27 protein-coding genes and 2 pseudogenes are annotated in these 26,733 nt (G+C 63.6%); 18 read left to right on the top strand and 11 right to left on the bottom strand.

All coding sequences use genetic code 11. The annotated features are described in order from the left end of the window. Nucleotides 1–153: 153 nt before the first annotated feature. The 7 genes from CKW22_RS17260 to CKW22_RS17230 are packed head-to-tail and all read right to left on the bottom strand — an operon-like array spanning nucleotide 154 to nucleotide 6,427. Nucleotides 154–1,515: an ATP-binding protein gene (locus CKW22_RS17260; protein WP_095064480.1), complete on the bottom strand. Its 1,362-nt coding sequence runs from the start codon at nucleotides 1,513–1,515 to the stop codon at nucleotides 154–156. Next, on the bottom strand, nucleotides 1,512–2,174 hold the full coding sequence (locus CKW22_RS17255) for a response regulator (RefSeq protein WP_033697875.1): 663 nt from the start codon (nucleotides 2,172–2,174) through the stop codon (nucleotides 1,512–1,514). The genes CKW22_RS17260 and CKW22_RS17255 overlap by 4 nt, the downstream gene beginning before the upstream one ends. 2 nt (nucleotides 2,175–2,176) lie before the next feature. Next, nucleotides 2,177–2,818: a hypothetical protein gene (locus CKW22_RS17250; protein ID WP_033697876.1), complete on the bottom strand. Its 642-nt coding sequence runs from the start codon at nucleotides 2,816–2,818 to the stop codon at nucleotides 2,177–2,179. Beyond that, nucleotides 2,815–3,621, bottom strand: a complete 807-nt coding sequence (locus CKW22_RS17245; RefSeq protein ID WP_033697877.1) for an SDR family oxidoreductase — start codon at nucleotides 3,619–3,621, stop codon at nucleotides 2,815–2,817. Before CKW22_RS17245 ends, CKW22_RS17250 begins: the two co-directional genes overlap by 4 nt. Continuing rightward, entirely contained in the window at nucleotides 3,608–4,288 is a 681-nt protein-coding gene (locus tag CKW22_RS17240) for a TenA family transcriptional regulator (protein WP_033697878.1), read from the bottom strand. Before CKW22_RS17240 ends, CKW22_RS17245 begins: the two co-directional genes overlap by 14 nt. Before the next feature lie 8 nt (nucleotides 4,289–4,296). Then, the gene (locus CKW22_RS17235; RefSeq protein ID WP_095064479.1) at nucleotides 4,297–5,760 is read right to left on the bottom strand and encodes an AMP-binding protein; all 1,464 of its coding nucleotides are present in this window, start codon (nucleotides 5,758–5,760) and stop codon (nucleotides 4,297–4,299) included. Continuing rightward, nucleotides 5,750–6,427, bottom strand: coding sequence for a thermostable hemolysin (locus CKW22_RS17230; RefSeq protein WP_047583181.1), 678 nt, complete (start codon nucleotides 6,425–6,427; stop codon nucleotides 5,750–5,752). The genes CKW22_RS17235 and CKW22_RS17230 overlap by 11 nt, the downstream gene beginning before the upstream one ends. A 237-nt stretch (nucleotides 6,428–6,664) precedes the next feature. Here CKW22_RS17230 and CKW22_RS17225 point away from each other — a divergent pair, with 237 nt between their 5' ends. Beyond that, nucleotides 6,665–7,090: a potassium channel family protein gene (locus CKW22_RS17225; protein WP_095064478.1), complete on the top strand. Its 426-nt coding sequence runs from the start codon at nucleotides 6,665–6,667 to the stop codon at nucleotides 7,088–7,090. Nucleotides 7,091–7,093: 3 nt separating this feature from the next. Here CKW22_RS17225 and CKW22_RS17220 read toward each other — a convergent pair whose 3' ends face one another. Both CKW22_RS17220 and CKW22_RS17215 read right to left on the bottom strand, forming a co-directional pair. Beyond that, nucleotides 7,094–8,308: a type II toxin-antitoxin system HipA family toxin gene (locus CKW22_RS17220; protein WP_033697892.1), complete on the bottom strand. Its 1,215-nt coding sequence runs from the start codon at nucleotides 8,306–8,308 to the stop codon at nucleotides 7,094–7,096. Beyond that, a complete protein-coding gene (locus tag CKW22_RS17215; protein ID WP_033700039.1) occupies nucleotides 8,308–8,652 on the bottom strand; it encodes a helix-turn-helix domain-containing protein in 345 nt (114 codons plus the stop codon). The genes CKW22_RS17220 and CKW22_RS17215 overlap by 1 nt, the downstream gene beginning before the upstream one ends. 215 nt (nucleotides 8,653–8,867) lie before the next feature. On the opposite strand from CKW22_RS17215, the pseudogene CKW22_RS17210 reads away from it, so the two are divergent. The 3 genes and pseudogenes from CKW22_RS17210 to CKW22_RS17200 all read left to right on the top strand — a co-directional run. Then, nucleotides 8,868–9,110, top strand: a pseudogene (locus CKW22_RS17210) (mechanosensitive ion channel family protein); the annotation flags it as partial. 13 nt (nucleotides 9,111–9,123) lie between these two features. Next, entirely contained in the window at nucleotides 9,124–10,464 is a 1,341-nt protein-coding gene (gene potE / locus CKW22_RS17205) for a putrescine-ornithine antiporter (RefSeq protein ID WP_095064477.1), read from the top strand. Beyond that, nucleotides 10,461–11,366 (top strand): amino acid ABC transporter substrate-binding protein, encoded by a 906-nt coding sequence (locus CKW22_RS17200; protein WP_033697895.1) that lies wholly within the window; start codon nucleotides 10,461–10,463, stop codon nucleotides 11,364–11,366. Before potE ends, CKW22_RS17200 begins: the two co-directional genes overlap by 4 nt. Before the next feature lies 1 nt (nucleotide 11,367). On the opposite strand, the gene paaX is transcribed toward CKW22_RS17200, so the two are convergent. Continuing rightward, nucleotides 11,368–12,291, bottom strand: coding sequence for a phenylacetic acid degradation operon negative regulatory protein PaaX (paaX, locus tag CKW22_RS17195; RefSeq protein WP_077068406.1), 924 nt, complete (start codon nucleotides 12,289–12,291; stop codon nucleotides 11,368–11,370). A gap of 77 nt (nucleotides 12,292–12,368) precedes the next feature. Next, nucleotides 12,369–12,968 carry a phenylacetic acid degradation protein PaaY gene (gene paaY / locus CKW22_RS17190; protein ID WP_047583185.1) on the bottom strand — a complete coding sequence of 200 codons (600 nt, stop codon included), beginning with the start codon at nucleotides 12,966–12,968 and terminating at the stop codon, nucleotides 12,369–12,371. 346 nt (nucleotides 12,969–13,314) lie between these two features. Between paaY and paaF the strand changes: the two genes are divergently transcribed. The 14 genes and pseudogenes from paaF to CKW22_RS17120 all read left to right on the top strand — a co-directional run bounded on the left by paaF (nucleotide 13,315) and on the right by CKW22_RS17120 (nucleotide 26,718). Beyond that, nucleotides 13,315–14,088, top strand: a complete 774-nt coding sequence (paaF, locus tag CKW22_RS17185) for a 2,3-dehydroadipyl-CoA hydratase PaaF (protein ID WP_095064476.1) — start codon at nucleotides 13,315–13,317, stop codon at nucleotides 14,086–14,088. A gap of 37 nt (nucleotides 14,089–14,125) precedes the next feature. After that, the gene (paaG, locus tag CKW22_RS17180; RefSeq protein ID WP_033697900.1) at nucleotides 14,126–14,917 is read left to right on the top strand and encodes a 2-(1,2-epoxy-1,2-dihydrophenyl)acetyl-CoA isomerase PaaG; all 792 of its coding nucleotides are present in this window, start codon (nucleotides 14,126–14,128) and stop codon (nucleotides 14,915–14,917) included. 1 nt (nucleotide 14,918) lies between these two features. Beyond that, nucleotides 14,919–16,436, top strand: coding sequence for a 3-hydroxyacyl-CoA dehydrogenase PaaH (paaH, locus tag CKW22_RS17175; RefSeq protein ID WP_047583187.1), 1,518 nt, complete (start codon nucleotides 14,919–14,921; stop codon nucleotides 16,434–16,436). Then, on the top strand, nucleotides 16,429–16,884 hold the full coding sequence (gene paaI / locus CKW22_RS17170) for a hydroxyphenylacetyl-CoA thioesterase PaaI (protein WP_033697902.1): 456 nt from the start codon (nucleotides 16,429–16,431) through the stop codon (nucleotides 16,882–16,884). The genes paaH and paaI overlap by 8 nt, the downstream gene beginning before the upstream one ends. Continuing rightward, complete coding sequence (gene pcaF, locus CKW22_RS17165) at nucleotides 16,877–18,097, top strand: 3-oxoadipyl-CoA thiolase (RefSeq protein WP_033697903.1); 1,221 nt, start codon at nucleotides 16,877–16,879, stop codon at nucleotides 18,095–18,097. The genes paaI and pcaF overlap by 8 nt, the downstream gene beginning before the upstream one ends. Before the next feature lie 106 nt (nucleotides 18,098–18,203). Then, nucleotides 18,204–19,523, top strand: coding sequence for a phenylacetate--CoA ligase PaaK (gene paaK / locus CKW22_RS17160; RefSeq protein WP_033697904.1), 1,320 nt, complete (start codon nucleotides 18,204–18,206; stop codon nucleotides 19,521–19,523). A 304-nt stretch (nucleotides 19,524–19,827) separates the two neighbouring features. Continuing rightward, a complete protein-coding gene (gene paaA, locus CKW22_RS17155; RefSeq protein WP_033697905.1) occupies nucleotides 19,828–20,817 on the top strand; it encodes a 1,2-phenylacetyl-CoA epoxidase subunit PaaA in 990 nt (329 codons plus the stop codon). A 25-nt stretch (nucleotides 20,818–20,842) separates the two neighbouring features. Further along, the gene (paaB, locus tag CKW22_RS17150) at nucleotides 20,843–21,124 is read left to right on the top strand and encodes a 1,2-phenylacetyl-CoA epoxidase subunit PaaB (protein ID WP_004374528.1); all 282 of its coding nucleotides are present in this window, start codon (nucleotides 20,843–20,845) and stop codon (nucleotides 21,122–21,124) included. A gap of 8 nt (nucleotides 21,125–21,132) precedes the next feature. After that, entirely contained in the window at nucleotides 21,133–21,891 is a 759-nt protein-coding gene (paaC, locus tag CKW22_RS17145; RefSeq protein WP_095064475.1) for a 1,2-phenylacetyl-CoA epoxidase subunit PaaC, read from the top strand. Then, nucleotides 21,878–22,411, top strand: a complete 534-nt coding sequence (gene paaD / locus CKW22_RS17140) for a 1,2-phenylacetyl-CoA epoxidase subunit PaaD (RefSeq protein ID WP_095064474.1) — start codon at nucleotides 21,878–21,880, stop codon at nucleotides 22,409–22,411. Before paaC ends, paaD begins: the two co-directional genes overlap by 14 nt. 15 nt (nucleotides 22,412–22,426) lie before the next feature. Continuing rightward, nucleotides 22,427–23,503 (top strand): 1,2-phenylacetyl-CoA epoxidase subunit PaaE, encoded by a 1,077-nt coding sequence (gene paaE / locus CKW22_RS17135; RefSeq protein WP_095064473.1) that lies wholly within the window; start codon nucleotides 22,427–22,429, stop codon nucleotides 23,501–23,503. An 82-nt stretch (nucleotides 23,504–23,585) separates the two neighbouring features. Beyond that, a complete protein-coding gene (locus CKW22_RS17130; RefSeq protein WP_012314487.1) occupies nucleotides 23,586–23,894 on the top strand; it encodes a DUF485 domain-containing protein in 309 nt (102 codons plus the stop codon). Then, nucleotides 23,885–25,453: pseudogene (locus CKW22_RS17125) on the top strand (cation acetate symporter); the annotation flags it as partial. The gene CKW22_RS17130 and the pseudogene CKW22_RS17125, both read left to right, overlap by 10 nt. Before the next feature lie 32 nt (nucleotides 25,454–25,485). Next, nucleotides 25,486–26,718 (top strand): OprD family porin, encoded by a 1,233-nt coding sequence (locus tag CKW22_RS17120; RefSeq protein WP_033697910.1) that lies wholly within the window; start codon nucleotides 25,486–25,488, stop codon nucleotides 26,716–26,718. Nucleotides 26,719–26,733: the final 15 nt, after the last annotated feature.

The following is a 26,733-nucleotide window of genomic DNA, read 5'->3' as shown; positions in this document are numbered from 1 at the left end:
AAATGGTGTCAAAGAAGCCGCGAACTCAGGCTTTGCTGCCGCGTTGCGGCAGATCGCGGGGCAAGTCGGATCGCCGCACCGCCGCTCCCACAACGATGAATGACCATACTTTTCGTACAGAACCTAAGGGCCTTAGAGACAGTATCGGGCAGCTCACTGCAAGGGAAGCGACACGATGGCAGCCAGCCCACCAATGGCCCTGTTTTCCAGGCGCACCTGCCCCCCCAGCCGCTCGACGATAGTGGCCACGATGGATAACCCCAGCCCTGCGCCATTGGGGCTATTGCGGCTATAGAAGCGCTCGAATACCCGTACAAGATTCGCCTCGTCTAGACCTGGCCCTTCATCTTCGACAACCAGTTCGAAGCGATTGGCCAGGCGCCTGAGTGATACCGTGATACGCCCGCCAGGCGGTGAATGCTCTACCGCATTGGAAACCAGGTTCTGCAAGGCGATGCCCAGCGCTCCGGAGTCGACCATCAGGGCATGGTCACCTTCGCTGAGATCCAGCGAGGGCTCCAGGCCGCGATCCAGTATCCAGGGTGTGAGATCCGCCAGCACATCGGTGACCACTTCGCCCAAGTCGACACGGGTGGCGCGCTGACCGAGGCGCGGCTCGACGCGGGCAAGGGTCAGCAACTGGTTGACCACCCGGGTCAGCCGGTCGACACCGCCAATTAAAAAGCCCAGGGCTTTCTGCCGCTCGGCATCGGTACTGGCGGCCTGTGCGTTTTGCGCATGCAGGCGCAGGATCGCCAGTGGCGTGCGCATCTCATGGGCGGCGTCGGCAATGAACCGATGCTCGCGCCGCAGCAGGTCATCGATCTGCGCAAGCAGGCGATTTATAGCCGCCTGCATGGGCTCAAGCTCGGTCGGCAACGGCACCAGTTGCAGGGGTTCGAGGGAGTCGGCATGGCGCGCACGAATCACATCGGCCATGTTCTGCAACGGGCGCAACCCCCAGCCGATGGCCGCCCAGACCAACAGCGCCAAGCCCAGGCTGCCGAGCAGGAACGGGAACAGGGTATGGCGTACGATGCGGTCGATCAGGTCGTAACGCACGTCGTCGCGCTCACCCACCCAGATCACCCACTGTTTTTCGGGTACCGGTAATACAAAGCCGCGCCATTGTTCGCCACCGCTGGCAAAATCGTAGAAGCCCGCCGCCGTAGGCGGTGCGTCGAGGGTCGGTGCACTGGGGGTGTGCACCAGCAACCGTGCTCCCTCCCCCCACACCTGGAACGCCAGCTTGCTCTCATAGGGGTGGCCCACACGGTGGCGCCCGGCCTTGCCCAGCGCCTCGTTGAATGCCTGATACAGCTTTTCGCGGTTGCCATCCTGCACCGGCAGGTTCATCACTCCCTGCAACAGCCGGGCATTCTGAGCCATGTGAGCATCGTAGACTTCGTTGATCTCGCGTCGGCTGTCGTGATAGTTGTACAACGCCAACAAGCCGGTGCCGAGCAGCATCAGCACCATCACCCGCCACAGCGTGCGCTGGCGCAGCGAGCTCATACCTTGCCCTCGACCAAATATCCGATACCGCGCACCGTGCGGATCAGGCCGTTGAACAGTTTCTTGCGCAGGTGATAGATGTTCACTTCCAGCGTGTTGCTCTCAGGCTCCTCGTCCCAGCCATACAGCAACTGGGTCAGCCGCTCGCGCGTGAACACCTTGCCCGGTTGCGCCAGCAACTCGTGCAGCAGGCGATACTCCTTGGGCGTCAGTATCACGGGCACACCGTTGTAGTGCACCTGCTGAGTGGCAGGGTCCAGGCTTACGCCTGCGTGCTCGATGAGCACCTTGGCCCGGCCGGCGCTGCGCCTGAGCAAGGCGCGCAGGCGAGCCTTGAGCTCGTTGAGGTCGAAAGGCTTGACCAGGTAGTCGTCGGCACCGGCATCCAGGCCAGAGATACGGTCCTCGGTCGCATCGCGGGCAGTGAGAATCAGCACCGGCAGGCTGTTGCCCCCTGCCCTCACCCGTCGCAGCAGATCGATACCGCCCAACCGCGGCAGCCCGAGGTCGAGGATCACCAGGTCGAACACTTCGTGTTGCAGGGCATGCAGCCCGCTCAGGCCATCGCGCAACCAGTCGAGGGTGTAGCCCTCCTGGCGCAACCCGTCGCAGATCCCCTCGCCCAGGGCGGTATCATCCTCAACCAGCAGCAGCCGCATGTTCAGTCCTGTTTGTCCTTGATGGCCTTGAGTAAAGCATCGATATCGCCACGCCGGCCCTGGTCGGCCAGCTCGCGGCCTGGCCGTGGCGGCGCCTGGCGTGCTTTTTCCAGGGCGGCGGTGGCTTCAGCGTAGCGTTTTTGCCGGGACAGATGATCGGCCCAGAAGTAATTGCTGTCGATACCGTTGGGGTTCACTTGCAGCGCCTTGCGCAACAAAGTGTCTGCCTTGTCGCTGTCACCAAACCCGATGGGCCAGCCCGGCACCTGGTCGTACAAAGTGCCCAGGCTGGTATAAGCCGAGCCCTGCAGGGCATTGGGGTCGAGTTTCATCGCCTCCTCGAGGCTGGCCTTGGCCGACTTGACCTTGCCCAGCGCCCCCAGGCCGCCGATGGCACCCGCCCAACTGCTGTTGATGATGCCCTCCCAGATCAAGGGTTCGGCCGAGCCCGGGTGCTGATGGACCAGCGTAGAAGCGTCGGCTGCGAGTTTCTCGAACGCATCGGCGCGTTTGTCTTTAGGCGTTTGGTACTGGATCTGCGCCCAGCGCTGCTGCAAGTTAGCCAATTGTTGGCTGCCGGCCTGGTCCAGCGCCCAGGTGAGCGGTGCGAACGCCAGCAGGCCAGCGATGAACAGACGTTTCATTTGATCGACTCCTTGGAATGGCTAGCGAGGTAACGACGGATCACCGGCAGTTGCTTGCGCAATGCACGGTCGACCACGCCGGGCAACATGCCGTTTATGTGCACGAAGAGCTTTTCCGGCCAGCCCAGGTAAAGCTCCCTGCGCTCTGACTGCACGGCCTTGAGCACAGCGCGGGCCACATCTGCCGGGTCGTCCATGCCGACTTTCAGGGCCTTGTTGAGCGCCGTGGCAGCGGTGCTGTTCATCGCGGTGCGTGTTGCCCGGGGGGCGGCGTACATGACATTCACCGAGGTATCGGCCAGCTCGCGGCGCAGCGCCTCCGAGAAGCCGCGCAGGGCAAACTTGCTGGCGCAGTAGGTGGCATAGCCGGGGTAGCCGATCGAGCCGTAGGTGGAACCGACGTTGACCACCAGTGCCCTGGGTTGTGCGCGCAGCAGCGGCAGGCACACACGCGTCAGTTGCAGGGCGGCTTTGAGGTTGATGTCCAGCAACTCGTCCAGCGCCTGCTCGTCGATCTGATCGAACAGGGCAAAACGGTTCACGCCCGCGGCATTGATCAGGACGTTGACCCCGCCCATCTCCCGGGCACGGGCAAGCACCTGCTCGCGCCCCTCATGGCTGCGCAGATCGGCCGACTGCCAGAGCAGCCTGTCGTGATAACGGTTCATCAACCCGGCGAGTTTGCCCATCTGCCGGCTCACCGCCAGTACCCGGGCACCGGCTGCGCACAACTGCTCGGCCAGTTCCAGGCCGATGCCTCCGCTGGCGCCGGTGAGTATCACTACACACTCAGGCAAGCGCATGACGCACCTCTTGCAGGCCCGCACGCGGCAGCCCCTGGAACATATCGGTATACAGCCGGTAAACCACTTTGGCCGCTTGGATCACAGCCCGCTGGTCGTCAGCATCATCAAGGCGGTCCATTAATTGCCGGTAGGTGACCATGTGATCCTGGTCCAGCGCGCCATGGGAGCTGAGGTAGCTGAAGGCCCTGTCGGGCAACGCCAGCGTGCTCTGGATCGTGCCGGCGGCCTGGGTGGCTAGGGCAATGCTGGTGCCTTCGAGCACATTTACCATGCCAAACAGCCCGACCGGGTTGCCGCGGGCGATCATGTCGTAAAGGTAGGCGACCATCAGCTCGATCGGCAGTGCCGGGCGACCGTCACGTACCGCTTCCCAGTCGCCACCGCAGGCATTGATGTCATTGAGGATCCACTGCTCGTGGCCGTACTCCTCCTCGATGTATTCGCAGACGGCGCCGCGCAGCCATTCCAGGCGCGAAGGCAGGCGCGCCCCGCACGCCATCATCAGCGGCACGGTATGGCGTACATGGTGGTATGCCTGGGTCAGGAAGGCCACATAGCTGTCGAGGCTGACGTGCCCCGCCAACGCATCGCGTATGATCGGTACGGCGAACAGGGCCTGACGCTCCTGGCTGGTTTGCATTTGCAGGGTATCGAAAAAGGACATGGCAGACCTCACAACGGGATATCGGATAACAGGGAGTGGTAACGCCGCAGGATGGCCTCGCGGCGCGGGCGGCCATTGGCGGTCAGGGTGTCTTCGGTACTGGACAAGGGGCACGGCAGGCGACGCCAGGCATGGACCCTGGCGTAGTCCGGCAGCAAGGCATTGCAATGCTGCACAGCCTGGTCGATGAGGGTGTCGGGGGTAGCGGGGTCCAGCGGCCAGAGCAATGCGAGGTTCTTTGGCAGGGCCTCGCCATGCACGAACGCCTGGGCGATCACGCCGCTCTGGGTCAGTTCGGCCTCCACCCACTCCGGGTTGACGTTGCGCCCGAAGCTGGTGATGAACTGGTGTTTCTTGCGGCCATCGAGGTACAGGTAGCCCTCCTCGTCGAAATGGCCGAGGTCGCCAGTGGCCCACCAGCTATCGCAAACAGGTGGTTCCGCCAGATAGCCGAGCAACACCGAGCCCGCCACCAGCACCTCCCCGTCCTCGGCGATACGCACCTGCACATGGGGCAGCGGTTTGCCGACACTGCCTCGGCGGGCTGCGCCCGGCCGGTTCAAGGCCACCACCGAAGCGCACTCGGACAGGCCATAGCCCTCGAACACCGGCAGGCCGATCGCTTCGGCGCGGGCCAGCAAGCTGGGCGCCACCCGGGCACCGCCGACCGCAACGAACCGTAGCGCCCCCACCTGCATCAGTCCGCGCTCGATGGCAGTGATCAGCCCCATCAACAGCTGTGGCACCACAATCAGGCTCTGCGCGCCGCTCAGGGCGACAGCCCCCAGCAAGCGCTTGAAATCGACCTGGCTTGCACCGCCCATGCCCAGTTGCGCCTGGGGGTACAGCAGCAGACTCGCCCCGGCCATCAATGCGGCGTAGGCACCAAGGTTTTCCAGCAGCACACCAAGCGGCAGCACCGCCAGGTAACGCTGAGGTTCACTGGGCCGGCTGGCCACCTCCAGTTCCCGGGCGACACGCAACAGGGCTTCGACAGACAGGCACACGCCTTTGGGCTTGCCCGTACTGCCGGAGGTGTAGGTGATCTTGGCGGTGCCGGCAGGCAGCGCTGCAGCGGGCTCTGCCTCGCGAACCCAGAACACGTCCTGCTGAGCGAACCCCAGCTCGGCGAGCGTACCGTGCCATTGCGGGTCGCACAGCACATGGCTGGCACCACTCTGCTCAATGCAATGGCTGAACTGGGCAACACTGAAGAACGACGGGACGATTACACAGGGACGCTCGGCAAACAGCGCCGCCAAATCCCAGAACAGCAACTGCGGGCTGTTATCCAGCGCCAGTACCAGAGGGCCTGGCGAACACGTACGCAAGCTGTGGGTGCGTAACCCCACCTCTGCCAGCAACTGCCTGTAGGTGAAGCGCTCGGTCGCCCCTTGCACGGCAATGGCGTCAGCGTGATCGCGGGCAAACGTGACCAGCAGTTGATGAAAGCGCTCCAGTTCATGCGGCATGGCCAGCCTCCTGAAAGGCCGTTGGCAATCCCAGGCGCTGGAACACTCCAGCCTTGCTCAAGGCATCGAAGCCATGACCGATGCTGCCGGCAAAGACTTGCGGATGCTGAGCGTAGTAGGTACCCCATTGGTCCACCTGCCCATTCAGCCGAGCCGGGTCGGCCGACGCCAGTACCGATGGCACCAATCCCAGGCGCTGGAAACTGTTGATCAGTGTCGTCGCGCCGGTGAATGCCACCCACTTCAGGCCCCGTGTGGCCAGCAACCAGGTCACCGCTATGATCATGATTCGCGCGCTACCGGCACTGAGCGAGGCCAGGTTGCCGACTTCGACCATGCACTCACGCTCAAGGGGGCAGCCCGCTACGCGTGAAACTGCAGCTTCCAGCGGCTCATCCAGGTAGTGCTCGAGAAACAGCGGCCCGCTGCTGGCCGGGCGCAAGCCTGCGGCAGCAATCAGCCGACCATGGCTGTCATGCAGCGCCAGCAGTTCTGGGAGGTAATGGTACACATCAGCGTGGTGCACGCTGGCAAAACACTGATGAATGAAGTGCTCCAGCTCATCGCGGCCAGGGTCCTTGTGCAGATGAAGCGACAAGTGGGCGTGATTGTCGACGTGGCTGCCGATAGGCAATGGGAGCAGGCTGCTCCACTGAGACTGGGTCATGAAACTCCCCCCGTTTGGGCTTGATGGGGTGAGTATCAGTGGTCAATCTGAAGGGAATCTGAAGTCAAGGATTCGACCTTGGTCGCAGGGCGCGTGCTGATCGTTGGAGACAGAAGCCAGCGCGATAAGAGCGGCCACTCACTGACCTTTATCAATCACCCCGTGATGTTCAAGCGTAGAACCGACACGATGGCCTTTATCGGCCAAACTTCTGTCAGGGCCACAGGGGAGCCGTCGATGTTAACCGTCACACTGATCAACGCGCTGGTCGTGATGCTGGTGGTGGTGATTCATTACGAATGCCTGCTACGCCTGAACGACTGGCTACCGCGGCTCAAGCTCTGGAGCCGGTTTCGCATCGTCATCGGGGTGTTCGGCGCGTTGGCGGCCCACGCACTGGAAGTCTGGTGCTTTGCCCTGGCCTATTACCTGATGGCCAATGCCAAAGGGTGGGGTGCGCTGAGCGGCAACTTCGATGGCACATTCATGGACTGCGTGTACTTCTCATTCACCACCTACACCACCATCGGCTTTGGCGATATCGCGCCAAGTGGCGACCTCAAATACCTCACAGGCCTGCAGGCGCTGACGGGCCTGGTGATGATCACCTGGACGGCCTCCTTTCTGTTTCTGGAAATGCAGAAGTACTGGAAGACCAAGTAGCGATCAGCTGAGCATCCGCACCGAACTCGCCGCCTCACACGCCATCCTCAGGTCTTCCCCCGCAAGCAAATGCTGGTAATGCGCCTTCAATGCCGGCTCCCAGCCCGCCACTTCCTCCAGTACTTGCTCGGCCTGCTCCCGCGTCAGGGCAAAGTGAGCGTGGTGGCTGAGCAGGTTTGCGCGGCTGATCTGGCTGCCCTCACGGCCAACAGCCATAGCCAAGGTTTGTGCCGGCCCTTCTTCGAGCATGGGCAGTACGTCGTACATCGGCGACAGACGCCACCCGCCTGCCACCCAGATCACTGCATGGTTGCGTGGATGGTCGTCAGAGTTCCCCACCAGGGCGTTGTAGCACATGCGTTTGAACAGCTCCTGCAGATCAGCATCGGGCACACCCCGCCGGCGCATTTCATCGGCTACGGCGGCGTAGCGCCAATCCCGATGGTGTGCGCCGTTCCATTCCGAATCCAGCAGGGTCAATGCGCTGAGCATGGGAATGCGTCGGGCGCCCTGCGCAATTGGCGTGCGGTCGAAGCGTTCGATCAGCAAGGTTGAAGGGTTTTCGGCATGCAGCGCGGTTTTTGCCACGTTCAAGCCCTGCCCTGCTGCAAAGGTCATGCAGGCATATTCGATGGAGGGCAGGTCGTAGTGGTCGTAGCGATCACGGGGCTTGGCCAGTATCAACATGCCATTGTCCTGCAGCGTGCGTTTGGGGCGCGCGCCGCCCAGGGCGGAACGCTGTTGGCGGACGTTGAGGGTTGCTACCGACTCGGCGTCGAGCTGGCCGTCGTACACCGCCTCGCACGCGGCGACGAATTTCGCCAGGCCTTTCAAGGTGGGTACCGCGCCGTCGCCCAGGCCAGGTGCGGGCGTGGTTGCGCCGCCGGCCATCAGGTTGCCGACGCGGTCGTTGTTCGGTGACTTGAGCAAGAAATCGAGGGTGCCCAGTTCCTGGCCGTACGCCCTATGCAGCAGCCGCTCGCCCCAGCCATCAGGCATGGCGTCATTGATGAAGCCGGGTATGCCGCGGTTCTTGGCGATCCCCGTGTAGGGCTCGGCACGCAGGGGGTAATTGATGGGGTCGGGTACCCAGCCGCCCTGCGCCACATGGTCAGGCGCATAGAGGAACTCACCGAGCTTGCCTTTGAGGGTCAGCCGGCCAAGGGTGATGACCTCACCCGTCTCGGGGTGCTCCATATAGATGTAGGCACGGGACATCAGAATTCCTCGGGCTTGGGTTTTGCCAGCCGCACGCGGCGGGATGCGAGGCTCTGGTGGGCATCGTCGTCATCACTGAAGCGGGTGATCTGGGAGGTTCTTTCAATGCCCTCCAGCGAGGCGAAGACCGTGTCGCTGATGCCCAGGCGCCATAACACCAGCATGAAAGAACGCAGGTCCACGCGTGCGGAGCCGCCTTCGATCTTGCGAAGGGTATGCGCGGAGACGCCGATTGCTGCTGTGAGGTCTGTTTGACGCAAACCGAGCGACAGGCGCCTTGCCTTCACCAGAAGCCCTATTTTACTAAGAGTATCGACGCAGGCGACGGGGAAAAAGTCATCCATAAAGTCTACCAGTACTAACATTAAGTCTCATAAGGTAAACCATAGCACGCATTACGGTTTGTTACGATGAGCATAAAGCTCACAATCTTAAGTTTTAACTCTAATAAGGGACACCACGATTAACGTTATAGATTGCTGATGGTCACCTGTCGGTGATGCCGGGCAGGCCAGAAACCCGACTATGCTGGAAGCAGCCCAACCTCGGGTCGCAGGGGAGCTCGGATTTTTATCCGGAGTACCGCCTAGTGGCCCAGGCCGTTCCATCGCAGCCCAGGCCACGCGCCCTCCTCCTCAGCCTGCTGCACGCCAATATCCAGGACGTTTTCAACGAGTTCGGCGTGCAGATCATGTCGCCCCACTACCTCGGCGACCCGCTGCAGGCCAAGTGGGTGCCGAGGGAGCAGTGGTACGCCGACCCTGCCAAGCCAGAACATCCGCAGCCAGCCAGCAAGCCTTGAAAGGGAGTTTGCGATGACGGACCCAAGCAAGAAGATGAGCCTGATGGGCCTTACTACGCTGGTGACGGTCAACATGATGGGGTCGGGCATCATCATGCTGCCGACCAACATGGCGCAACTGGGCGCGGTGTCGCTGTTGTCATGGGCCTTCACCGCGATTGGTTCGATGGCCATTGCCTACTGTTTTGCTCAATGCGGGATCTTCTGCCCGCGCTCTGGCGGCCTGTCGGCCTACACCGAAGAAGCCCACGCAAAATCAGGCTTCTTTCTCTGCTCCTACCTGTACTTTCTGTCGCTGGCGATCGCCAACGTGGCGGTGGCAATTTCTGCGGTGGGCTACATGACCGCGTTCGTGCCTTGGTTGGGCACCGGTGCCGTGCCGCTGTTCATCGGCACCGTGGGGCTGATCTGGCTGACCATCGTCGCCAACTTTGGCGGCCCGAACATCACCGGCAAGATCGGTGCAATCACGGTCTGGGGTGTCATCATCCCCGTTGCGGGGCTGAGTATCATCGGCTGGTTCTGGTTCAAGCCCGACCTGCTCCAGGCCGCCTGGAACCCTAATGCGTTGCCGCTTTCCGAGGCCATCGGCAAGGCCATACCGCTGACCCTGTGGGCCTTTCTCGGCATGGAGTCGGCAGCCCAGGCGTCTGATGCGGTCGAGAACCCGAAGCGCGACGTGCCGCTGGCGTGCCTCTTCGGCACCCTGGGGGCGGCGGTGGTCTACGTGCTTTCGACCACGGTCATCCAGGGCATCATCCCCAACGCTGAGCTGGCCAACGCGTCAGCGCCTTTCGCGCTGGTCTACGCGAAGATGTTCAGCCCGCTGGTGGGCAATATCGTCATGGCCTTGGCGGTCATGGCCTGTGTCGGCTCACTGCTGGGCTGGCAGTTCACCCTGGCCCAGACTGCCAAGATGACCGCCGACCAGAACCTCTTTCTCAAGCTGTTTAGCAAGCTCAACAGGTTTGGGGCGCCGGTTATTGGCATGATCGTCTGCGGCCTGTTGCAGACTTCAATGGCCGTGTCGACCATTTCACCCAATGCCAGTGCGCAATTCAGCAAGCTGGTGAACCTTGCTGCAGTGACCAACTTGATCCCCTACGTGACAGCGCTGACCGGGCTACTGGTGATCATGTACAAGGCCAACGTCTCGCCAACGGTGTACTCGCGCAACCTGGTTGTGCTGCTGATTGCCGTGTCCTACTCGCTTTACGCGCTATATGCCTGCGGCATGGAGGCTTTGTTTGGCGGGTTGCTGGTGCTCGCCTTTGGCTACCTGCTGTACGGGTTTCTCGCCAAACGCTTCGTCTACCCGCCAGCTGCCGGCCTGAGCGGAGGGCGCGAGCAATGAAGCCGTTGTCAGCGAAGCTTTTGCGCCTGCTGCTGGCGGGTGCGCTCTCTGGTGTTTCGGTTGTTTCCTGGGCCGATACCCTGGAGCGGGTGCGCAGCAGTCATACCCTGACGCTGGGCTACCTGCCTGGGTCAGCACCGTTCAGTGCCCTGAACGGCGATACCGTCGAGGGTTACGCCATTGATCTTTGTCTGAAGATCAGTGAACGGGTGAAATCCGAACTGCAGCAACCCGCGTTGCAGGTGCGGTTTCAGCCCGTGGAAATTACCCAAGCGGTTGCTGCGGTCAGCTCGGGCAAAGTCGATATCCTCTGCACGCCGACCCCGCAGACGCTCGAGCGGCGCAAAGCAGTGAGCTTTTCGCTGCCGGTGTATACCGCGGGGCTCTCGGCCGTGGTCCGTAAGCAGTCACCTGAGCCGTTGCTCAAGGCGCTCAACGGTGAGGTGGCGCATGACGGGCCGACCTGGCGCGCCACGGTCAATCGGGGCCTGGCCAAGCAGACCTATGCCGTATTGGCGGGTAGTGCCACGCAGCAGTGGGTTGGCGAGCAGATGCGGCTGCTTGGGGTGATCGCGACCTTGGTTAGCGTCAAGAGCAATGAGGAAGGCGTACGGCGCGTGGCCGAGGGCGGTGCCGATGCGTTCTTTGCCGACCGTATCCTGCTCAAGACCCACATCGCGTCGGGCTATCCGGACGGCAGCCTATTGCTGCTCGACCGAATCTACGAATATGCGCCGGTTTCGCTGATGATCACGCGCGGCGATGATGACTTTCGGTTGCTGGTCGATACGGTGCTGAGCGAGATGTACCGGTCGGGCGAAATCGAGCAGGCCTACGTCAAATACCTCGACGGTGTGAGCGACACGGCCAGGCGGTTGTTCAAGGTTTATGCGTTGCCCTGACTCAGCCCAGCCCACCAAACCGCTTGTAGAAGCTCTCGTTAACATCCGGCAACGGCCCATCTGCCGTCTCTAGTGCGGTCCCCAGCCACGCTTCCGCCTTGCCCCACACCAGCCGATAGAGGTTACGGCACAACTGGCGAGCAGCCCTGCCTTCCCAGTCCCCAGGCAGCAGCTCATCCGGCAACTGCGGGTCACGCAGCAGCAGCCGGCGGTACTCATGAATCAACAAGGTGCGCGCCAGGAAGCAGTCCTGGGCATCGAGTTCATTCTCCTCCTTGAGCGCCTGCCACAGCGGTCGGAACAAGCGGATGAACTCGCTGTAGTGCTCACCCAGTTCCTCGATCCGCCAGCTTTCCCGCACCTGGGCGCGCATGGCCTTGGAGGCCAGTACTTCCTGGGTGTGGGTTTCGAAGACGATGCTGTCGTCAGTGGCGTCCAGCTCGCGCAAGGTGGTCGCCAGGTCGGCACGATCAGCGCGCGGGCAGCCCAGTACGTTCGGGGCGATGGCGCCGTAGCCCTGCCACTCCAGTTCCTCGCGCACGGCCTTGCGCTTGCTGGCCTCCAGCTGCGACAGCAACACCAGCGTCCAGGCGCCGTCCCAGGCTGGCAGGCTCGCGCTGTAAACACGCTTGAAGGCTTTTTCGAAACGGCGCCGGCCTGTGCCGGTGAGGCTGTAATAGCTGCGCCGGCCGACTTTCTCGGCGGTCAGCCAGCCTTCCTTGGTCAGGCGGAAGATCGAGGTGCGGATCAGCCGTTCGTTGATGCCGATCGGCTCCAGCAGGTTGATCAGGCTGCCCAGCCAGACCGTGCCACCATGCGGCTCGATGGCGTCGCCATACAGGGTGATGATCAGCGAGCTCGCGCGGATCGGCGTCTGCTCCTGGAAGCGGGTGATCAAGGTATTGAGGGGGGCAAGGCTGCTCATGAGGGAACTGTAAGCCGATGGAGCCCCGACTATACCTGCCCGCCGTGCCGCCTGGCCATTGCCAGTCACCACCAGGCTCATGCCTGCGCCTCGCCTTTGGGGCGAAAGCCGCAATCACCCATGCGTGGGCGCTGCGCCTCGACTTCGCTCAGGGGCGGGCATTCGACCAGGGCAGCACTGCAGCGCTGGGCCAGACGCTGGTATTCGGCTGTGCCGCGTTGCTTCCAGGCGACCTCTTGATCGCTGAGGGTACGCTTGGCCTGTGCCGGCGCGCCCATTACCAGGCTCTGCTCGGGGCATTCGAAGCCAGCCTTGACGAAAGCCGTGGCGCCGACGATGCAGCGTGGCGCGATGTGTGCGCCGTCCATGATCACCGCATTCATGCCCACCAAGGCATCGGCGCCTATCCGGCAGCCGTGCAAAACCGCGCCGTGGCCCACATGGCCATGGCGCTCTATCACCGTATCGCCGCCCGGGAAGCCGTGCATCACGCAGGTGTCCTGCAGGTTGGCACCCTCCTCCAGCACGATGCGGCCAAAGTCGCCGCGCAATGACGCCAGGGGGCCGACGTAACACTGCGGGCCGATGATCACATCGCCGATCAGCACGGCCGTCGGGTGTACGTACGCCGTTGGGTGGATCACGGGGGTCAGGCCGTCCAGCCGATAGCAAGGCATGTCACACCTCTCAAAATGATTCAGTTAGTGGGGTGATCATGTATCACGATAAATGTCACCGTCAATTGCTGATTCTTTGTATCGCTTTTTAAGGTGCACCTCCCAGCCCATAAAATTGGACTTTAACGCTGTATTTGCTGGGCTTTAAAAGCCTAATCCGGGCCTGGCTTGAAGGAATATCTCGCATTAAGGGACACGTAATGCAATCTTTGCTATTGCTGTTCTGTATCAGAAAAGGCATATACTGGACCTCACCCGGGCAGGCCTCAGTGTTTTCCCCTGCCCCTGCAGACAATTCCAATAAATGCCGGCCCACGTGCCGTGCGTGCAGCCTGAGGAAACCGACATGCCTCGCTATCTCGTTGTGCAGGCGCCTGAGGACGGCGTCCGCCTGATCACCCTGCAGCGGCCCGAAGCCCTCAATGCGCTGTGTACCGAACTGCTCGCCGAGCTTGCGGCCGAGCTGGAAAGTGCCGAGCGCGACCCGGCAACCCTCGCCGTAGTGCTCACCGGCAGCCGCAAGGCCTTCGCTGCCGGCGCCGACATCCGTGAAATGGCCGAGCGCGACCTGGTCGGCATCCTCAATGACCCGCGTGTCGCCCATTGGCAGCGCATCGCCAGTTTTGCCAAACCGCTGATTGCAGCGGTCAACGGCTTCGCCCTGGGCGGTGGCTGCGAGCTGGTGATGTGCGCCGATATCGTCATCGCCGGCGAAGACGCACGCTTCGGCCAGCCCGAAATCAACCTGGGCATCATCCCCGGTGCGGGCGGCACACAACGGCTGTTGCGCGCGGTCGGCAAGCCGCTGGCCATGCAGATGGTTCTGACCGGCGAGCCGATCACCGCCCGGCAGGCCCAGCAGGCCGGCCTGGTCAGCGAGCTGACGCAGCCCGAGCTTGCCGTCGAGCGCGCCCTGCAAGTGGCGGCCAGCATCGCCCGCAAGGCACCGCTGGCCGTGCGCCTGGCCAAAGAAGCCCTGCTCAAGGCCGGGGACACCGACCTGGCCACCGGCCTGCGCTTCGAACGCCACGCGTTCACCTTGCTGGCCGGTACCGTCGACCGCGACGAAGGCATCCGCGCCTTCCAGGAAAAACGCCCGGCGCACTTCTTGGGCCAGTAACCCCCTCTTCCCCACCGACTGACGGAGCGAGCCTGTCATGGCTTTCGAGCACATCCTGTTTTCCATCGAGGACGGTGTCGCCCTCCTCTCGCTGAACCGGCCTGACCAGCTGAACAGCTTCAACACGCAGATGCACAAGGAAGTGCGCGAGGCGCTCAAGCAGGTACGCCAAGCCCCGCAGGTACGCGTGTTGCTGCTGACTGGCGAAGGGCGTGGCTTTTGCGCCGGGCAAGACTTGTCTGACCGCAACGTCGCGCCTGGCGCGCAAGTGCCCGACCTGGGCGAGTCCATCGAGGCGTTCTACAACCCGCTGGTGCGCGCCCTGCGCGACCTGCCGATGCCGGTCATCTGCGCGGTCAACGGCGTGGCGGCCGGTGCGGGCGCGAACATTCCGCTGGCCTGTGACCTGGTGCTTGCGGCCCGCTCGGCCAGCTTTATCCAGGCGTTCTGCAAGATCGGCCTGGTGCCGGACTCGGGTGGTACCTGGCAACTGCCGCGCTTGGTCGGCATGGCTCGGGCCAAGGCGCTAGCCATGCTCGGTGAACGCCTGAGTGCGGAAAAAGCCGAGCAATGGGGCCTGATCCACCGGGTGGTCGACGACGCCGCACTGCGTGACGAGGCGCTGGCCCTCGCCCGCCAGCTGGCGACCCAGCCGACTTACGGGCTGGCCCTGATCAAGCGTGCGCTTAACGCCAGTTACGACAATCACTTTGACCAGCAGCTCGAACTTGAGCGTGACCTGCAGCGCCTGGCCGGGCGCAGCGAGGACTACCGCGAAGGCGTCGCGGCGTTCATGGCCAAGCGCGCACCGGCCTTCAAGGGGTGCTGACATGAGTGCACTTAACGGTAACGCCCAGGTCGCGGTGATCGGCGCCGGTGCGATGGGGGCCGGCATCGCCCAGGTGGCCGCCCAGGCGGGGCATCCGGTTTGCCTGTATGACAATCGCCCAGGCGCTGCGGCCCTGGCCGTGCAAGGCATCGACCGCCAGCTCGGCCGCCTGGTCGAAAAAGGCAAGCTCGACGCTACCGCACGCCAGGCGATCAGCGCGCGCCTGCGGCCCGTGGAAGCGCTCGAAGCACTGGCCGATGCGCAACTGGTAATCGAAGCGATCGTCGAAAACCTGCAGGTCAAACAGGCACTCTTGCAGCAGCTCGAAGCCCTGTGCAGCGACAGCTGCATATTGGCCAGCAACACCTCATCGCTGTCGATCACCAGCCTGGCCGCCGGCCTGCGGCGGCCCGAACGGGTGATCGGCATGCACTTTTTCAACCCTGCGCCGTTGATGGCGTTGGTCGAGGTCGTTTCAGGCCTGGCCACCGCCCCCGCCTTGGCTGCCACGCTGTACGACACGGCCACGGCCTGGGGCAAGCAGCCGGTGCATGCGCGTTCGACGCCGGGCTTCATTGTCAACCGGGTGGCGCGGCCGTTTTATGCCGAGAGCCTGCGCCTGTACCAGGAAGGCGCCGCTGATTGCGCGAGCCTCGATGCGCTGATGCGTGACGCCGGTGGTTTCCGCATGGGCGCTTTCGAGCTGACCGACCTGATCGGCCACGATGTCAATTACGCCGTGACCTGCTCGGTGTTCGACGCCTTTTATGGTGACTTCCGCTTCCAGCCCTCGCTGGTACAGAAAGAGCTGGTGGATGCAGGCCGTCTTGGGCGCAAGAGCGGCCAGGGTTTCTACGATTACAGCGAAGGTGCGCTGCGGCCGCAGCCCGCCGAGGTGCAAAGCGCGGCGCGTGTCGAGTGCTGCGTGGTCGAAGGCAGCCTGGGCGTGATGCAGCCCTTGCTGCAGCGCATCCAGGCCAGCGGCATCCAGGTCACCGAGCGCCCGGGCAGCGGCCTGCTGCGGGTAGGTGATGCCACCCTGGCGTTGTCTGACGGCCGCCTGGCCAGCCAGCGCGCGCGTGAAGATGGGCTGCGAAACCTGGTGCTGGTGGACCTCGCGCTGGATTACAGCAAGGCCGAACGGATTGCCATCAGCACTTGCCCCGACACCACCCGCGAGGCGCGCGAACACGCCGTGGCGTTGCTGCGCCAGGCGGGCCTGAAGGTTTGTCTGGTCGCCGACCTGCCGGCCCTGGTGGTGTTGCGCACCGTCACCACGCTCGCCAACGAAGCTGCCGATGCCGTGCTGCAAGGCGTAGGCTCGGCAGCCGACATCGACCTGGCCATGCGCGCCGGGGTCAATTACCCGCGCGGGCCGTTGGCCTGGGCCGAGCAGATCGGCATCGGCTACACCCTGCGCGTGCTGGACAACCTGCAGCGCTGCTACGGCGAGACCCGCTACCGCCCTTCGCTGCTGCTGCGCCGCGTGCATGCCCAAGGAGGCCGACTGCATGACTGAAGCCCAACGAACCCCCGAGCAACTGGCACGCGCCTGCGCCGATGCAATGTTTTCCCGCGACCGCGCCACCCAGGCCCTGGGCGCTCGGCTGCTCGACGTCGGCCCCGGCCAGGCCCGCCTGAGCATGCCGGTGCGCGCCGACATGATTCAGGGCCACGGCAGCTGCCATGGTGGTTTCTTGTTCAGCCTGGCGGACTCGGCGTTTGCCTTCGCCTGCAACAGCTACGACGAAGCCACCGTGGCCTTGGGCTGCAGCATCGACTACGTGGCGCCGGCGTTCGAGCATGACGTGCTCACCGCTACCGCCAGCGAACTCACCCGCAAGGGCCGCACCGGCCTGTATGACGTGCGCCTGGAAAACCAGCGCGGCGAACTGATTGCCCTGTTCCACGGAAAATCCTACAAAGTGCGCGGCACGGTGTTGCCGCAGGAGACCCAGGATGACTGACCAGACCTTCGACCAGGCGTTGATCATCGACGCCGTGCGCACGCCGATCGGCCGTTATGGCGGCGCGTTAAGCAGCGTGCGCGCCGACGACCTCGCGGCCGTGCCGATCAGGGCGCTGATGGCCCGCCACCCCGAACTCGACTGGGCCGCCATTGATGACGTGATCCTCGGCTGCGCCAACCAGGCGGGCGAAGACAACCGTAACGTGGCACGCATGGCTAGCCTGCTGGCCGGCCTGCCCGATGCCGTGCCGGGCACCACCCTTAATCGCCTGTGCGGTTCCGGGCTGGATGCCGTCGGCAGCGCCGCCCGCGCCCTGCGCTGCGGCGAGGCCGGGCTGATGCTGGCCGGTGGCGTCGAGTCGATGTCGCGGGCACCCTTCGTCATGGGCAAGTCAGAGCAGGCCTTCGGCCGTAGCGCCGAGCTGTTCGACACCACCATCGGCTGGCGTTTCGTCAATAAACTGATGCAGGCGCAGTACGGCATCGACTCGATGCCCGAGACCGCCGAGAATGTCGCCGCGCAGTTCGGTATTTCGCGCGAAGACCAAGACGCTTTCGCCTTGCGCAGCCAGCACAAGGCGGCCGCCGCCCAGGCCCGGGGCCGGCTGGCACGGGAGATCGTGCCGGTCGAGATCGCCCAGCGCAAAGGCCCGGCCAAGCGTGTCGAGCATGATGAGCACCCCCGCGCTGACACCACCCTGGACCAGTTGGCCAGGCTCGGCACGCCGTTCCGTGAAGGCGGCAGCGTGACAGCAGGCAACGCTTCGGGCGTCAACGACGGCGCTTGCGCCCTGCTGCTCGCCAGCACTGATGCGGCCCGCCGCCATGGCCTGAAGCCGCGCGGCCGGGTCCTCGGCATGGCCGCCGCTGGGGTCGAGCCGCGCATCATGGGCATCGGCCCGGTCCCGGCGACCCGCAAGGTACTCGCGCAGGCCGGCCTGAGCCTGGCCGACATGGATGTCATCGAGTTGAACGAGGCATTTGCGGCCCAAGGCCTGGCGGTGCTGCGCGAGCTGGGCCTGGCTGACGACGACAAGCGCGTCAACCCCAATGGCGGCGCTATCGCCCTGGGGCATCCGCTGGGTATGAGCGGCGCACGGCTGGTGACCACCGCCCTGCACGAGCTGGAAGAACGCGGCGGCCGCTACGCCTTGTGCACCATGTGCATCGGCGTTGGCCAAGGCATTGCCCTGGTCATCGAGCGCCTCTGAGCACATCAGACCAATGGCCTGAGACTGAACACGACACGGGCAGTATGCTGCCCGCATGACACTCAAGGCCTTAGCGCCTACGTACAAGAACAATTCGAGTGAAGCCATGAACATGTACCACGATGCCGAACGCGCCCTGCTTGACCCGATCGAGACCGCCAGTGTCGACGAGCTGCGCCAGCACCAGCTGGACCGCCTGCGCTGGAGCCTGAAGCACGCCTACGACAATGTACCGCTGTACCGCCAGCGTTTCGACGAGTGCGGCGCCCACCCAGACGACCTTACCGCGCTTGAAGACCTCGCCAGGTTCCCCTTTACCGGCAAGAACGACCTGCGCGACAACTACCCCTATGGCATGTTCGCCGTGCCCCAGGAAGAGGTGGTGCGTCTGCACGCCTCCAGCGGCACCACGGGCAAGCCGACCGTGGTCGGTTATACCCAGAACGACATCAACACCTGGGCCAACGTGGTCGCCCGTTCGATCCGCGCGGCCGGCGGGCGCAAGGGCGACAAGGTGCACGTGTCCTATGGCTATGGCCTGTTCACCGGCGGCCTGGGCGCGCACTACGGTGCCGAACGGCTCGGTTGCACGGTGATCCCCATGTCGGGCGGCCAGACCGAGAAGCAGGTGCAACTGATCCGCGACTTCCAGCCTGACATCATCATGGTCACGCCCTCGTACATGCTCAACCTGGCTGACGAGATCGAACGCCAGGGCATCGACCCGCACGACCTCAAGCTGCGCCTGGGGATCTTCGGCGCCGAGCCGTGGACCGACGAGTTGCGCCGCTCGATCGAGCAGCGCCTGGGCATCAATGCCCTGGATATCTATGGCCTGTCGGAGATCATGGGGCCAGGGGTGGCCATGGAATGCCTGGAAACCAAGGACGGGCCGACCATCTGGGAAGACCACTTCTACCCCGAGATCATCGACCCGGTCAGCGGTGAGGTGTTGCCGGACGGGCAGCTTGGCGAACTGGTGTTCACCTCGTTGAGCAAGGAAGCGCTGCCAATGATCCGCTACCGCACCCGCGACCTGACACGCCTGTTGCCGGGTACGGCGCGGCCGATGCGGCGGATCGGCAAGATCACCGGGCGCAGTGACGACATGCTGATCATCCGCGGGGTCAACGTATTCCCCACGCAGATCGAAGAGCAGGTGCTTAAAATAAAACAGCTTTCAGAGCTGTATGAGATACACCTGTATCGCAATGGCAACCTGGACAGTGTCGAGGTGCACGTGGAGCTGCGTGGCGAATGCCAGGTACTCGACGAGGCGCAGCGCAAATGGGTGGTGGCTGAGTTGAGCAAACAGATCAAGACCTACATCGGCATCAGCACCCAAGTGCGGCTGCAGCCTTGCGGCACGCTCAAGCGCTCCGAAGGCAAGGCATGCCACGTTTACGACAAGCGCTTGGCTGGCTGATCGTTCAGCGCTGAATCCTTTTTTCCCCGGGGCCACCAGGTGCTTGGCTTGGCATTTTCAGTGCCTATCAGATCGAGCGCCGCGCGGGCGGCGCTCGATCTCCGCCCCACCTCCAAACCCAAGACAGGCACCTAGCCGCCATCACCCTATCTCCCAACAAGCACATAGCAGCCGCTGTGGGCACTTCTTCGCGGCAATCCGATACAAAAATATTATCTGATACCTAATAATCTGTTTGATGTTGTGTTTTGTATCGCTTATAAATGACTCATGCCCCACCCAGCCCTGAGGCAGGAGTCAGAACATGTACGCACAGCTAGTCGAAACCGGTGTAAAACGCGTCAAGTCGCTGGACGAGATGTCGCCTGAAGAGCGCAACTTCCAGGAAAAGATCGACGCCGAGATCAAGATCGAAGCCAAGAACTGGATGCCCGAGGCCTATCGCCAGACCCTGATCCGGCAGATCTCCCAGCACGCCCATTCGGAAATCGTCGGCATGTTGCCCGAAGGCAACTGGGTCACCCGCGCCCCAAGCCTTAAGCGCAAGTTGCAACTGATGGCCAAGATCCAGGACGAAGCCGGTCACGGCCTGTACCTGTACAGCGCCATGGAAACCCTCGGCGCCGACCGTGACGAAGAAATCGCCAAGCTGCACAGCGGCAAGGCCAAGTACTCGAGCATCTTCAACTACCCGACCCTGAGCTGGGCCGACATGGGCGCGGTAGGCTGGCTGGTCGATGGCGCCGCGATCGTCAACCAGGTGGTGCTGCAGCGCACCTCCTACGGCCCCTACTCCCGCGCCATGATCCGGATCTGCAAGGAAGAGAGCTTCCACCAGCGCCAGGGCTACGAGCTGCTGCTGACCATGATGCGCCACGGCACCCAGGCGCAGAAGGACATGGTCCAGGACGCCATCAACCGCCTGTGGTGGCCGTCGCTGATGATGTTCGGCCCAAGCGACGAGCACTCCCCCAACAGCGCCCAGTCGATGGCCTGGAAGATCAAGCGCCAGACCAACGACGAGCTGCGCCAGCGTTTCATCGACCAGACCGTGCCACAGCTCGAACTGCTCGGCTGCACCGCGCCCGACCCGCACCTGAAGTGGAACGAGGCCCGCGGCCACTACGACTTCGGCGAAATCCAGTGGGACGAGTTCTACGAAGTCATCAAGGGCAACGGCCCGTGCAACCTGGAGCGTGTCGCCACCCGGCGCAAGGCCATCGAGGACGGTGCCTGGGTGCGCGAGGCCGCCGTGGCCTATGCGCGCAAGCAACAGAACAAGAACGCCGCCTGAGCGGCGATTGATGCGGAGATTGAAAATGTCTGTCTGGACCCTCTACGAAGTGTTCGTGCGCAGCAAGCACGGCTTGAACCACAAGCATGTCGGCAGCGTGCATGCCGCCGACGCCGCCATGGCCATCGAGAATGCCCGTGAGCTGTATACCCGCCGCAGCGAAGGCGTGAGCCTGTGGGTGGTGCCTTCGGCGCTGATCACCGCCTCCTCGCCTGACGAGAAAGACCCGTTGTTCGCCCCTTCGGACGACAAGGTCTACCGCCACGCCAGCTTTTACGAACTGCCCGACGAAGTCGGACACATGTGAGGTTGGCCATGCATACAGAAACGCTTATCCCGTATTTGCTGCTACTGGGCGACACCGCCCTGGTGCAGGGCCAGCGCCTTTGTGAATGGTGCGGCCATGCGCCGGCCATCGAAGAAGAGCTGGCCTTGATGAACGTCGGCCTCGACCTGGTCGGCCAGGCCCGCAACTGGCTGGAGTACGCCGCCGAGCTGCTCGATGACGGCCGTGATGCCGACGCCCTTGCCATGCGTCGCGACGAACGCGCCTACCGCAACCTGCTGCTGGTCGAGCAACCCAATGGCGACTTTGCCGTGACCATGACCAAGCAGTTCTTCTATGACGCCTGGCATTACCCGGTGCTGCAGGGCCTGGCCGCGTCCAGCGACGAACGTATCGCCGGCATTGCCGCCAAGGCACTCAAGGAGGTCACCTACCACCTGCGGCGCTCCGGCGAATGGGTGCAGCGCCTGGGCGGCGGCACTGACGAAAGCCGTCGGCGCATGCTCGATGCGATCCCCGCGCTGTGGCGCTTCACCGTCGAACTGGCGGCAGGCAGCGAAAACGAAGTGCGCCTGGCCGATGCCGGCATTGCTGCCGACCCGCGCAGCGTCGGTGCGGCCTGGCTCAAGCAGGTGACAGCGATTTTCGATTCGGTGCAACTGCCGCTGCCCAAGGCGGCCAGCCATTTCTACCTGGACAGCCGCAAAGGCCTGCACACCGAGCACCTGGGGCTGTTGCTAGCCGAAATGCAGTTCCTGCCACGGGCCTACCCCGATGCAACCTGGTGAGCTGATTGCCAGCGACCTCGGCGCCCGTGCGGCCCGCGGCGATGACCTGGCCCGGGCCTGGGAAGTACTGGAGCAGGTCATGGACCCGGAAGTGCCGGTAGTCAGCGTGGTCGACCTGGGCATCGTCCGCGACCTCGACTGGCGCGCCGGCCACCTGCACCTGGTAGTCACGCCGACCTACTCCGGTTGCCCGGCGACCGAGGTGATCGAGGCCGACATCCGTGACGCGCTGCAACAGGCCGGTTTTGCTGCCCCTGCGCTGGAGCGGCGGCTGACCCCGGCCTGGAGCACCGACTGGATCAGCGAGCTGGGCCGCCAACGCTTGCGCGCCTACGGCATCGCACCGCCCGTGGGCAGCACCAGCAAGCGCAGTTTGCTCGGTGAAGCGCCCCAGGTGTGCTGCCCGCAGTGCGCCAGCCCCCACACCGAACTGCTCAGCCAGTTCGGCTCCACGGCCTGCAAGGCGCTGTACCGCTGCCGCGAGTGCCTGGAGCCGTTCGACTATTTCAAATGCATTTGAGCCGTGGAGAACACCATGAGCCAGTTTCACAGCCTGACCATCAAGCAAGTGCGTAACGAGACCCGCGACGCGGTATCCATCGCCTTCGACGTGCCTGAGCACTTGCAGGCGCAATTCAGCTTTACCCAGGGCCAGTACCTGGTCATGCGTACCCAGTTGGACAACGAGGAAGTACGCCGCTCGTATTCCATCTGCAGCGCGGTTCAGGATGGCGAGCTGCGGGTAGCCGTCAAGCGCGTGCCGGGCGGGCGTTTCTCCGCCTTTGCCAATGACGTGCTCAAGGCTGGCCAGCAACTGGAAGTGATGCCGCCGTCCGGCAGTTTCCACGTACCGCTGGACCCTGCCCGTCATGGCCACTACCTGGGCGTGGCCGCAGGCAGCGGCATCACGCCGATCCTGTCGATCATCGCCACCACCCTGGCCAGTGAGCCGCACAGCCGCTTCACCCTGCTGTACGGCAACCGCTCCAGCTCCGGTGCGTTGTTCCGCGACAAGCTAGAAGACCTGAAAAACCGTTACCTGGACCGCCTGAACCTGATTTTCGTGTTCAGCCGCGAGCAGCAGGATGTCGACCTGTACAACGGCCGGATCGATGCCGACAAGTGCGGCCAACTGTTCGCCCGCTGGCTGGACGTCACCACGCTGGACGCGGCGTTCATCTGCGGCCCCCAGGCGATGACCGAAACCGTGCGCGACAGCCTGCAGGCCAACGGCATGGGCAAGGAGCGCATCCATTTCGAACTGTTTGCCGCCGCTGGCAGCGAAGCACGCCGCGAGGCCCGTGAGGCGGCGCGCCAGGTGGATTCGGCGCTCAGCCATATCACCGTGATCAGCGATGGCCGCGCCCTGTCGTTCGACCTGCCGCGCAACAGCCAGAACGTGCTGGACGCCGGTAATGCCATTGGCGCCGAGCTGCCCTACTCGTGCAAGGCGGGCGTGTGCTCCACCTGCAAGTGCCGGGTGATCGAGGGCGAGGTAGAGATGGACAGCAACCATGCGCTGGAAGACTACGAAGTGGCGGCGGGCTATGTGCTGTCGTGCCAGACCTACCCGGTGAGCGACAAGGTGGTGCTCGACTTCGACCAGTTGTAAACCCGCGCCGCTTTACAACACCGCATGTAACACCCGTGTGACCTCACAAAAAACAACTACAACACCAAGAGATCGCTGACCCATGACTCCCGAACGCATCGCAAGCATCGCCAACCACCCCGACTTCCAGCACCTGGTCCGGCGCAAGCGCCGCCTCAACGGCAGCCTGACCCTGGCCATGCTGGTGATCTACTACGGCTTCGTCCTGCTGGTGGCGTTCTCGCCCAGCACCCTCGGCCAGTCGCTCAGCGGTGGCGTGACCACCGTCGGCATGCTGGTGGGCGTGCTCATGGTGCTGTTGTCGTTCGCCCTCACCGGCATCTACGTGCACCGCGCCAACAACGTGCTCGACCCGCTCAACGACAAGGTCAAGCAGGAGTGCGCGCAATGAACTGGACCGCCATCTCGATGTTCATGGTGTTCGTCTGCTTCACCTTGCTGGTCACCCGCTGGGCCGCATTGCGGACCCGTTCGGCCAGTGACTTCTACACCGCCGGCGGCGGCCTGACCGGCATGCAGAACGGCCTGGCGATCGCCGGCGACATGATCAGCGCCGCGTCGTTCCTGGGCATTTCGGCAATGATGTTCATGAACGGCTACGACGGCCTGCTGTACGCCCTGGGCGTGCTCGCCGGCTGGCCGATCATCCTGTTCCTGATCGCCGAACGCTTGCGCAACCTGGGCAAGTACACCTTTGCCGATGTGGTGTCCTACCGCCTGGCTCAAACCCCCGTGCGCCTGACGTCGGCGTTCGGCACCCTGGTCGTGGCGCTGATGTACCTGGTGGCGCAGATGGTCGGTGCCGGCAAGCTGATCGAGCTGCTGTTCGGTATCAGCTACCTGTATGCGGTGATGCTGGTCGGGGTGCTGATGGTCGCCTACGTGACCTTCGGCGGCATGCTCGCCACCACCTGGGTGCAGATCATCAAGGCGGTGATGTTGCTCAGCGGTACCACGTTCATGGCCTTCATGGTGCTCAAGCACTTTGGCTTCAGCACCGAGGCGATGTTTGCCAGTGCCGTTGCCGTGCACGCCAAGGGCCAGGCAATCATGGCGCCGGGCGGCTTGCTGTCGAACCCGGTGGACGCGATTTCGCTGGGCCTGGGCATGATGTTCGGCACGGCGGGCCTGCCTCATATCCTGATGCGGTTCTTCACCGTCAGCGATGCCAAGGAAGCGCGTAAGAGCGTGTTCTACGCCACCGGTTTCATTGGCTACTTCTACCTGCTGCTGATCGTCATCGGCTTCGGCGCCATCGTCATGGTCGGCACCGAGCCGTCTTACCGCGATGCAGCGGGCGCGATCATCGGCGGCGGCAACATGGTCGCGGTGCACCTGGCCCAGGCGGTGGGTGGCAACCTGTTCCTCGGTTTCATTTCTGCCGTGGCCTTCGCCACCATTCTAGCGGTCGTGGCTGGCCTGGCGCTATCCGGTGCGTCGGCGGTGTCCCACGACCTGTATGCCTGTGTGATGCGCAAAGGCCAGGCCACCGAGCAGCAAGAGATGCGGGTTTCACGTATCGCCACCCTGGTGATCGGCCTGCTGGCAGTGGTGCTCGGGCTGGTGTTCGAGTCGCAGAACATCGCCTTCCTCTCCGGCCTGGTGCTGGCCGTGGCTGCGTCGGTCAACTTCCCTGTGTTGCTGCTTTCGATGTTCTGGAAGGGCCTGACTACCCGCGGCGCGGTGTGCGGCAGCATGGCCGGGCTGTTCTCGGCCGTCGTGCTGGTGGTACTGGGCCCGGCGGTGTGGGTCAACGTGCTGCACAACGAACAGGCACTGTTCCCCTACAGCAACCCGGCGCTGTTCTCGATGAGCCTGGCGTTCCTCGGCGCCTGGGTGTTCTCGGTCACCGACAGTTCGGCGCGGGCCACCGAAGAACGTGGCCGCTACCTGGCGCAGTTCATTCGCTCCATGACCGGTATTGGCGCCGCCGGCGCCAGCAAGCACTGATTTCGAGAACAACCATGTCGGGTACAACAACAATGAACCGCACTCGCTTCTCTTGCCTCACCTGGCTTGCCACGCTCGCCCTGCCCTTGCCGGCCATGGCGGACTTCGTCGGCGACAGCCATGCGCGCCTGGAACTGCGCAACCACTACATCAACCGCGACTTCCGCCAGAGCAATGCGCCGCAGGCCAAGGCCGAGGAATGGGGCCAAGGCTTTACTGCCCGCCTGGAATCGGGCTTCACCGAAGGCCCGGTAGGCGTCGGCGTGGATGCCATGGGCCAGTTGGGCGTCAAGCTCGACAGCAGCCGTGACCGCCGCAACACCGGCCTGCTGCCGTTTGGCCCGAACAGCCACGAGCCTGTCGATGATTACAGTGAGTTGGGCCTGACCGGTAAAGTGCGCGTGTCCAAGAGCACCCTGCGCCTGGGCACCTTGCAGCCGATCCTGCCGGTGGTGGTGTACAACGACACCCGCCTGCTGGCTTCGACCTTCCAGGGCGGGCTGCTGACCAGCCAGGAACTCAATGGCCTGACCGTCAACGCCGGGCGCCTGACCAAGGCCAACCTGCGCGACTCGTCTGGCCGCGACGACATCGGCTACGGCGCCGCCAGCAGCGACCACCTGGACTTCGGCGGTGGCAGCTACGCCATTACCCCGCAGACCAGCGTCAGCTACTACTACGCCAAGCTCGAAGACATCTACCGCCAGCAGTTCGTCGGCCTGGTCGACACCCGCCCGCTGGGCGAAGGCCTGAGCCTACGCAGCGACCTGCGGTACTTCGACAGCCGCAATGATGGCGCCGAACGCGCCGGCAACATCGACAACCGCAACTTCAACGCCATGTTCACCCTCGGCGTCAGGGCGCACAAGTTCACTGCCACCTGGCAGCAGATGTCCGGCGACAGCGCCTTCCCCTTCGTCAACGGCGGCGACCCGTTCACCGTCAACCTGGTGACCTACAACACCTTCACCCGCGCCGGGCTCGATTCGTGGCAGGTGCGCTATGACTACGATTTCGTCGCCATGGGCATCCCTGGCCTGAGTTTCATGACCCGCTACACCGACGGCCGCCACGCCGAGACCGCAACCGTCAGCAACGGCCGTGAGCGCGAGCGCGACACCGACCTCACCTACGTCATCCAGAGCGGCCCGTTCAAGGACGTCAGCCTGCGCTGGCGCAACGTCACCTTCCGCTCCGGCAATGGCCTGACCAATGCTGTGGATGAGAATCGCCTGATCATCGGCTACACCCTGGCGCTGTGGTAACAGCGCCCTCAAAAG

The organism is Pseudomonas sp. Irchel s3f19 (assembly GCF_900187555.1).
Taxonomy (GTDB): domain Bacteria; phylum Pseudomonadota; class Gammaproteobacteria; order Pseudomonadales; family Pseudomonadaceae; genus Aquipseudomonas; species Aquipseudomonas capeferrum.
This window is presented reverse-complemented; position numbering and strand designations above follow the sequence as displayed.

What these genes read in the sequence shown, in the direction of transcription:
- CKW22_RS17130 (WP_012314487.1), top strand. Translation starts at nt 23,586, where the DNA reads ATGACTCCCGAACGCATCGCAAGCATCGCCAACCACCCCGACTTCCAG.
- paaI (WP_033697902.1), top strand. Translation starts at nt 16,429, where the DNA reads ATGACTGAAGCCCAACGAACCCCCGAGCAACTGGCACGCGCCTGCGCC.
- CKW22_RS17250 (WP_033697876.1), bottom strand. Translation starts at nt 2,818, where the DNA reads ATGAAACGTCTGTTCATCGCTGGCCTGCTGGCGTTCGCACCGCTCACC.
- CKW22_RS17240 (WP_033697878.1), bottom strand. Translation starts at nt 4,288, where the DNA reads ATGTCCTTTTTCGATACCCTGCAAATGCAAACCAGCCAGGAGCGTCAG.
- paaH (WP_047583187.1), top strand. Translation starts at nt 14,919, where the DNA reads ATGAGTGCACTTAACGGTAACGCCCAGGTCGCGGTGATCGGCGCCGGT.
- CKW22_RS17215 (WP_033700039.1), bottom strand. Translation starts at nt 8,652, where the DNA reads ATGGATGACTTTTTCCCCGTCGCCTGCGTCGATACTCTTAGTAAAATA.
- paaG (WP_033697900.1), top strand. Translation starts at nt 14,126, where the DNA reads ATGGCTTTCGAGCACATCCTGTTTTCCATCGAGGACGGTGTCGCCCTC.
- CKW22_RS17255 (WP_033697875.1), bottom strand. Translation starts at nt 2,174, where the DNA reads ATGCGGCTGCTGCTGGTTGAGGATGATACCGCCCTGGGCGAGGGGATC.
- pcaF (WP_033697903.1), top strand. Translation starts at nt 16,877, where the DNA reads ATGACTGACCAGACCTTCGACCAGGCGTTGATCATCGACGCCGTGCGC.
- CKW22_RS17245 (WP_033697877.1), bottom strand. Translation starts at nt 3,621, where the DNA reads ATGCGCTTGCCTGAGTGTGTAGTGATACTCACCGGCGCCAGCGGAGGC.
- CKW22_RS17225 (WP_095064478.1), top strand. Translation starts at nt 6,665, where the DNA reads ATGTTAACCGTCACACTGATCAACGCGCTGGTCGTGATGCTGGTGGTG.
- CKW22_RS17230 (WP_047583181.1), bottom strand. Translation starts at nt 6,427, where the DNA reads ATGACCCAGTCTCAGTGGAGCAGCCTGCTCCCATTGCCTATCGGCAGC.
- paaB (WP_004374528.1), top strand. Translation starts at nt 20,843, where the DNA reads ATGTCTGTCTGGACCCTCTACGAAGTGTTCGTGCGCAGCAAGCACGGC.
- CKW22_RS17120 (WP_033697910.1), top strand. Translation starts at nt 25,486, where the DNA reads ATGAACCGCACTCGCTTCTCTTGCCTCACCTGGCTTGCCACGCTCGCC.
- CKW22_RS17220 (WP_033697892.1), bottom strand. Translation starts at nt 8,308, where the DNA reads ATGTCCCGTGCCTACATCTATATGGAGCACCCCGAGACGGGTGAGGTC.
- paaC (WP_095064475.1), top strand. Translation starts at nt 21,133, where the DNA reads ATGCATACAGAAACGCTTATCCCGTATTTGCTGCTACTGGGCGACACC.
- paaA (WP_033697905.1), top strand. Translation starts at nt 19,828, where the DNA reads ATGTACGCACAGCTAGTCGAAACCGGTGTAAAACGCGTCAAGTCGCTG.
- paaY (WP_047583185.1), bottom strand. Translation starts at nt 12,968, where the DNA reads ATGCCTTGCTATCGGCTGGACGGCCTGACCCCCGTGATCCACCCAACG.
- CKW22_RS17235 (WP_095064479.1), bottom strand. Translation starts at nt 5,760, where the DNA reads ATGCCGCATGAACTGGAGCGCTTTCATCAACTGCTGGTCACGTTTGCC.
- paaD (WP_095064474.1), top strand. Translation starts at nt 21,878, where the DNA reads ATGCAACCTGGTGAGCTGATTGCCAGCGACCTCGGCGCCCGTGCGGCC.
- potE (WP_095064477.1), top strand. Translation starts at nt 9,124, where the DNA reads ATGACGGACCCAAGCAAGAAGATGAGCCTGATGGGCCTTACTACGCTG.
- CKW22_RS17260 (WP_095064480.1), bottom strand. Translation starts at nt 1,515, where the DNA reads ATGAGCTCGCTGCGCCAGCGCACGCTGTGGCGGGTGATGGTGCTGATG.
- paaF (WP_095064476.1), top strand. Translation starts at nt 13,315, where the DNA reads ATGCCTCGCTATCTCGTTGTGCAGGCGCCTGAGGACGGCGTCCGCCTG.
- CKW22_RS17200 (WP_033697895.1), top strand. Translation starts at nt 10,461, where the DNA reads ATGAAGCCGTTGTCAGCGAAGCTTTTGCGCCTGCTGCTGGCGGGTGCG.
- paaK (WP_033697904.1), top strand. Translation starts at nt 18,204, where the DNA reads ATGAACATGTACCACGATGCCGAACGCGCCCTGCTTGACCCGATCGAG.
- paaE (WP_095064473.1), top strand. Translation starts at nt 22,427, where the DNA reads ATGAGCCAGTTTCACAGCCTGACCATCAAGCAAGTGCGTAACGAGACC.
- paaX (WP_077068406.1), bottom strand. Translation starts at nt 12,291, where the DNA reads ATGAGCAGCCTTGCCCCCCTCAATACCTTGATCACCCGCTTCCAGGAG.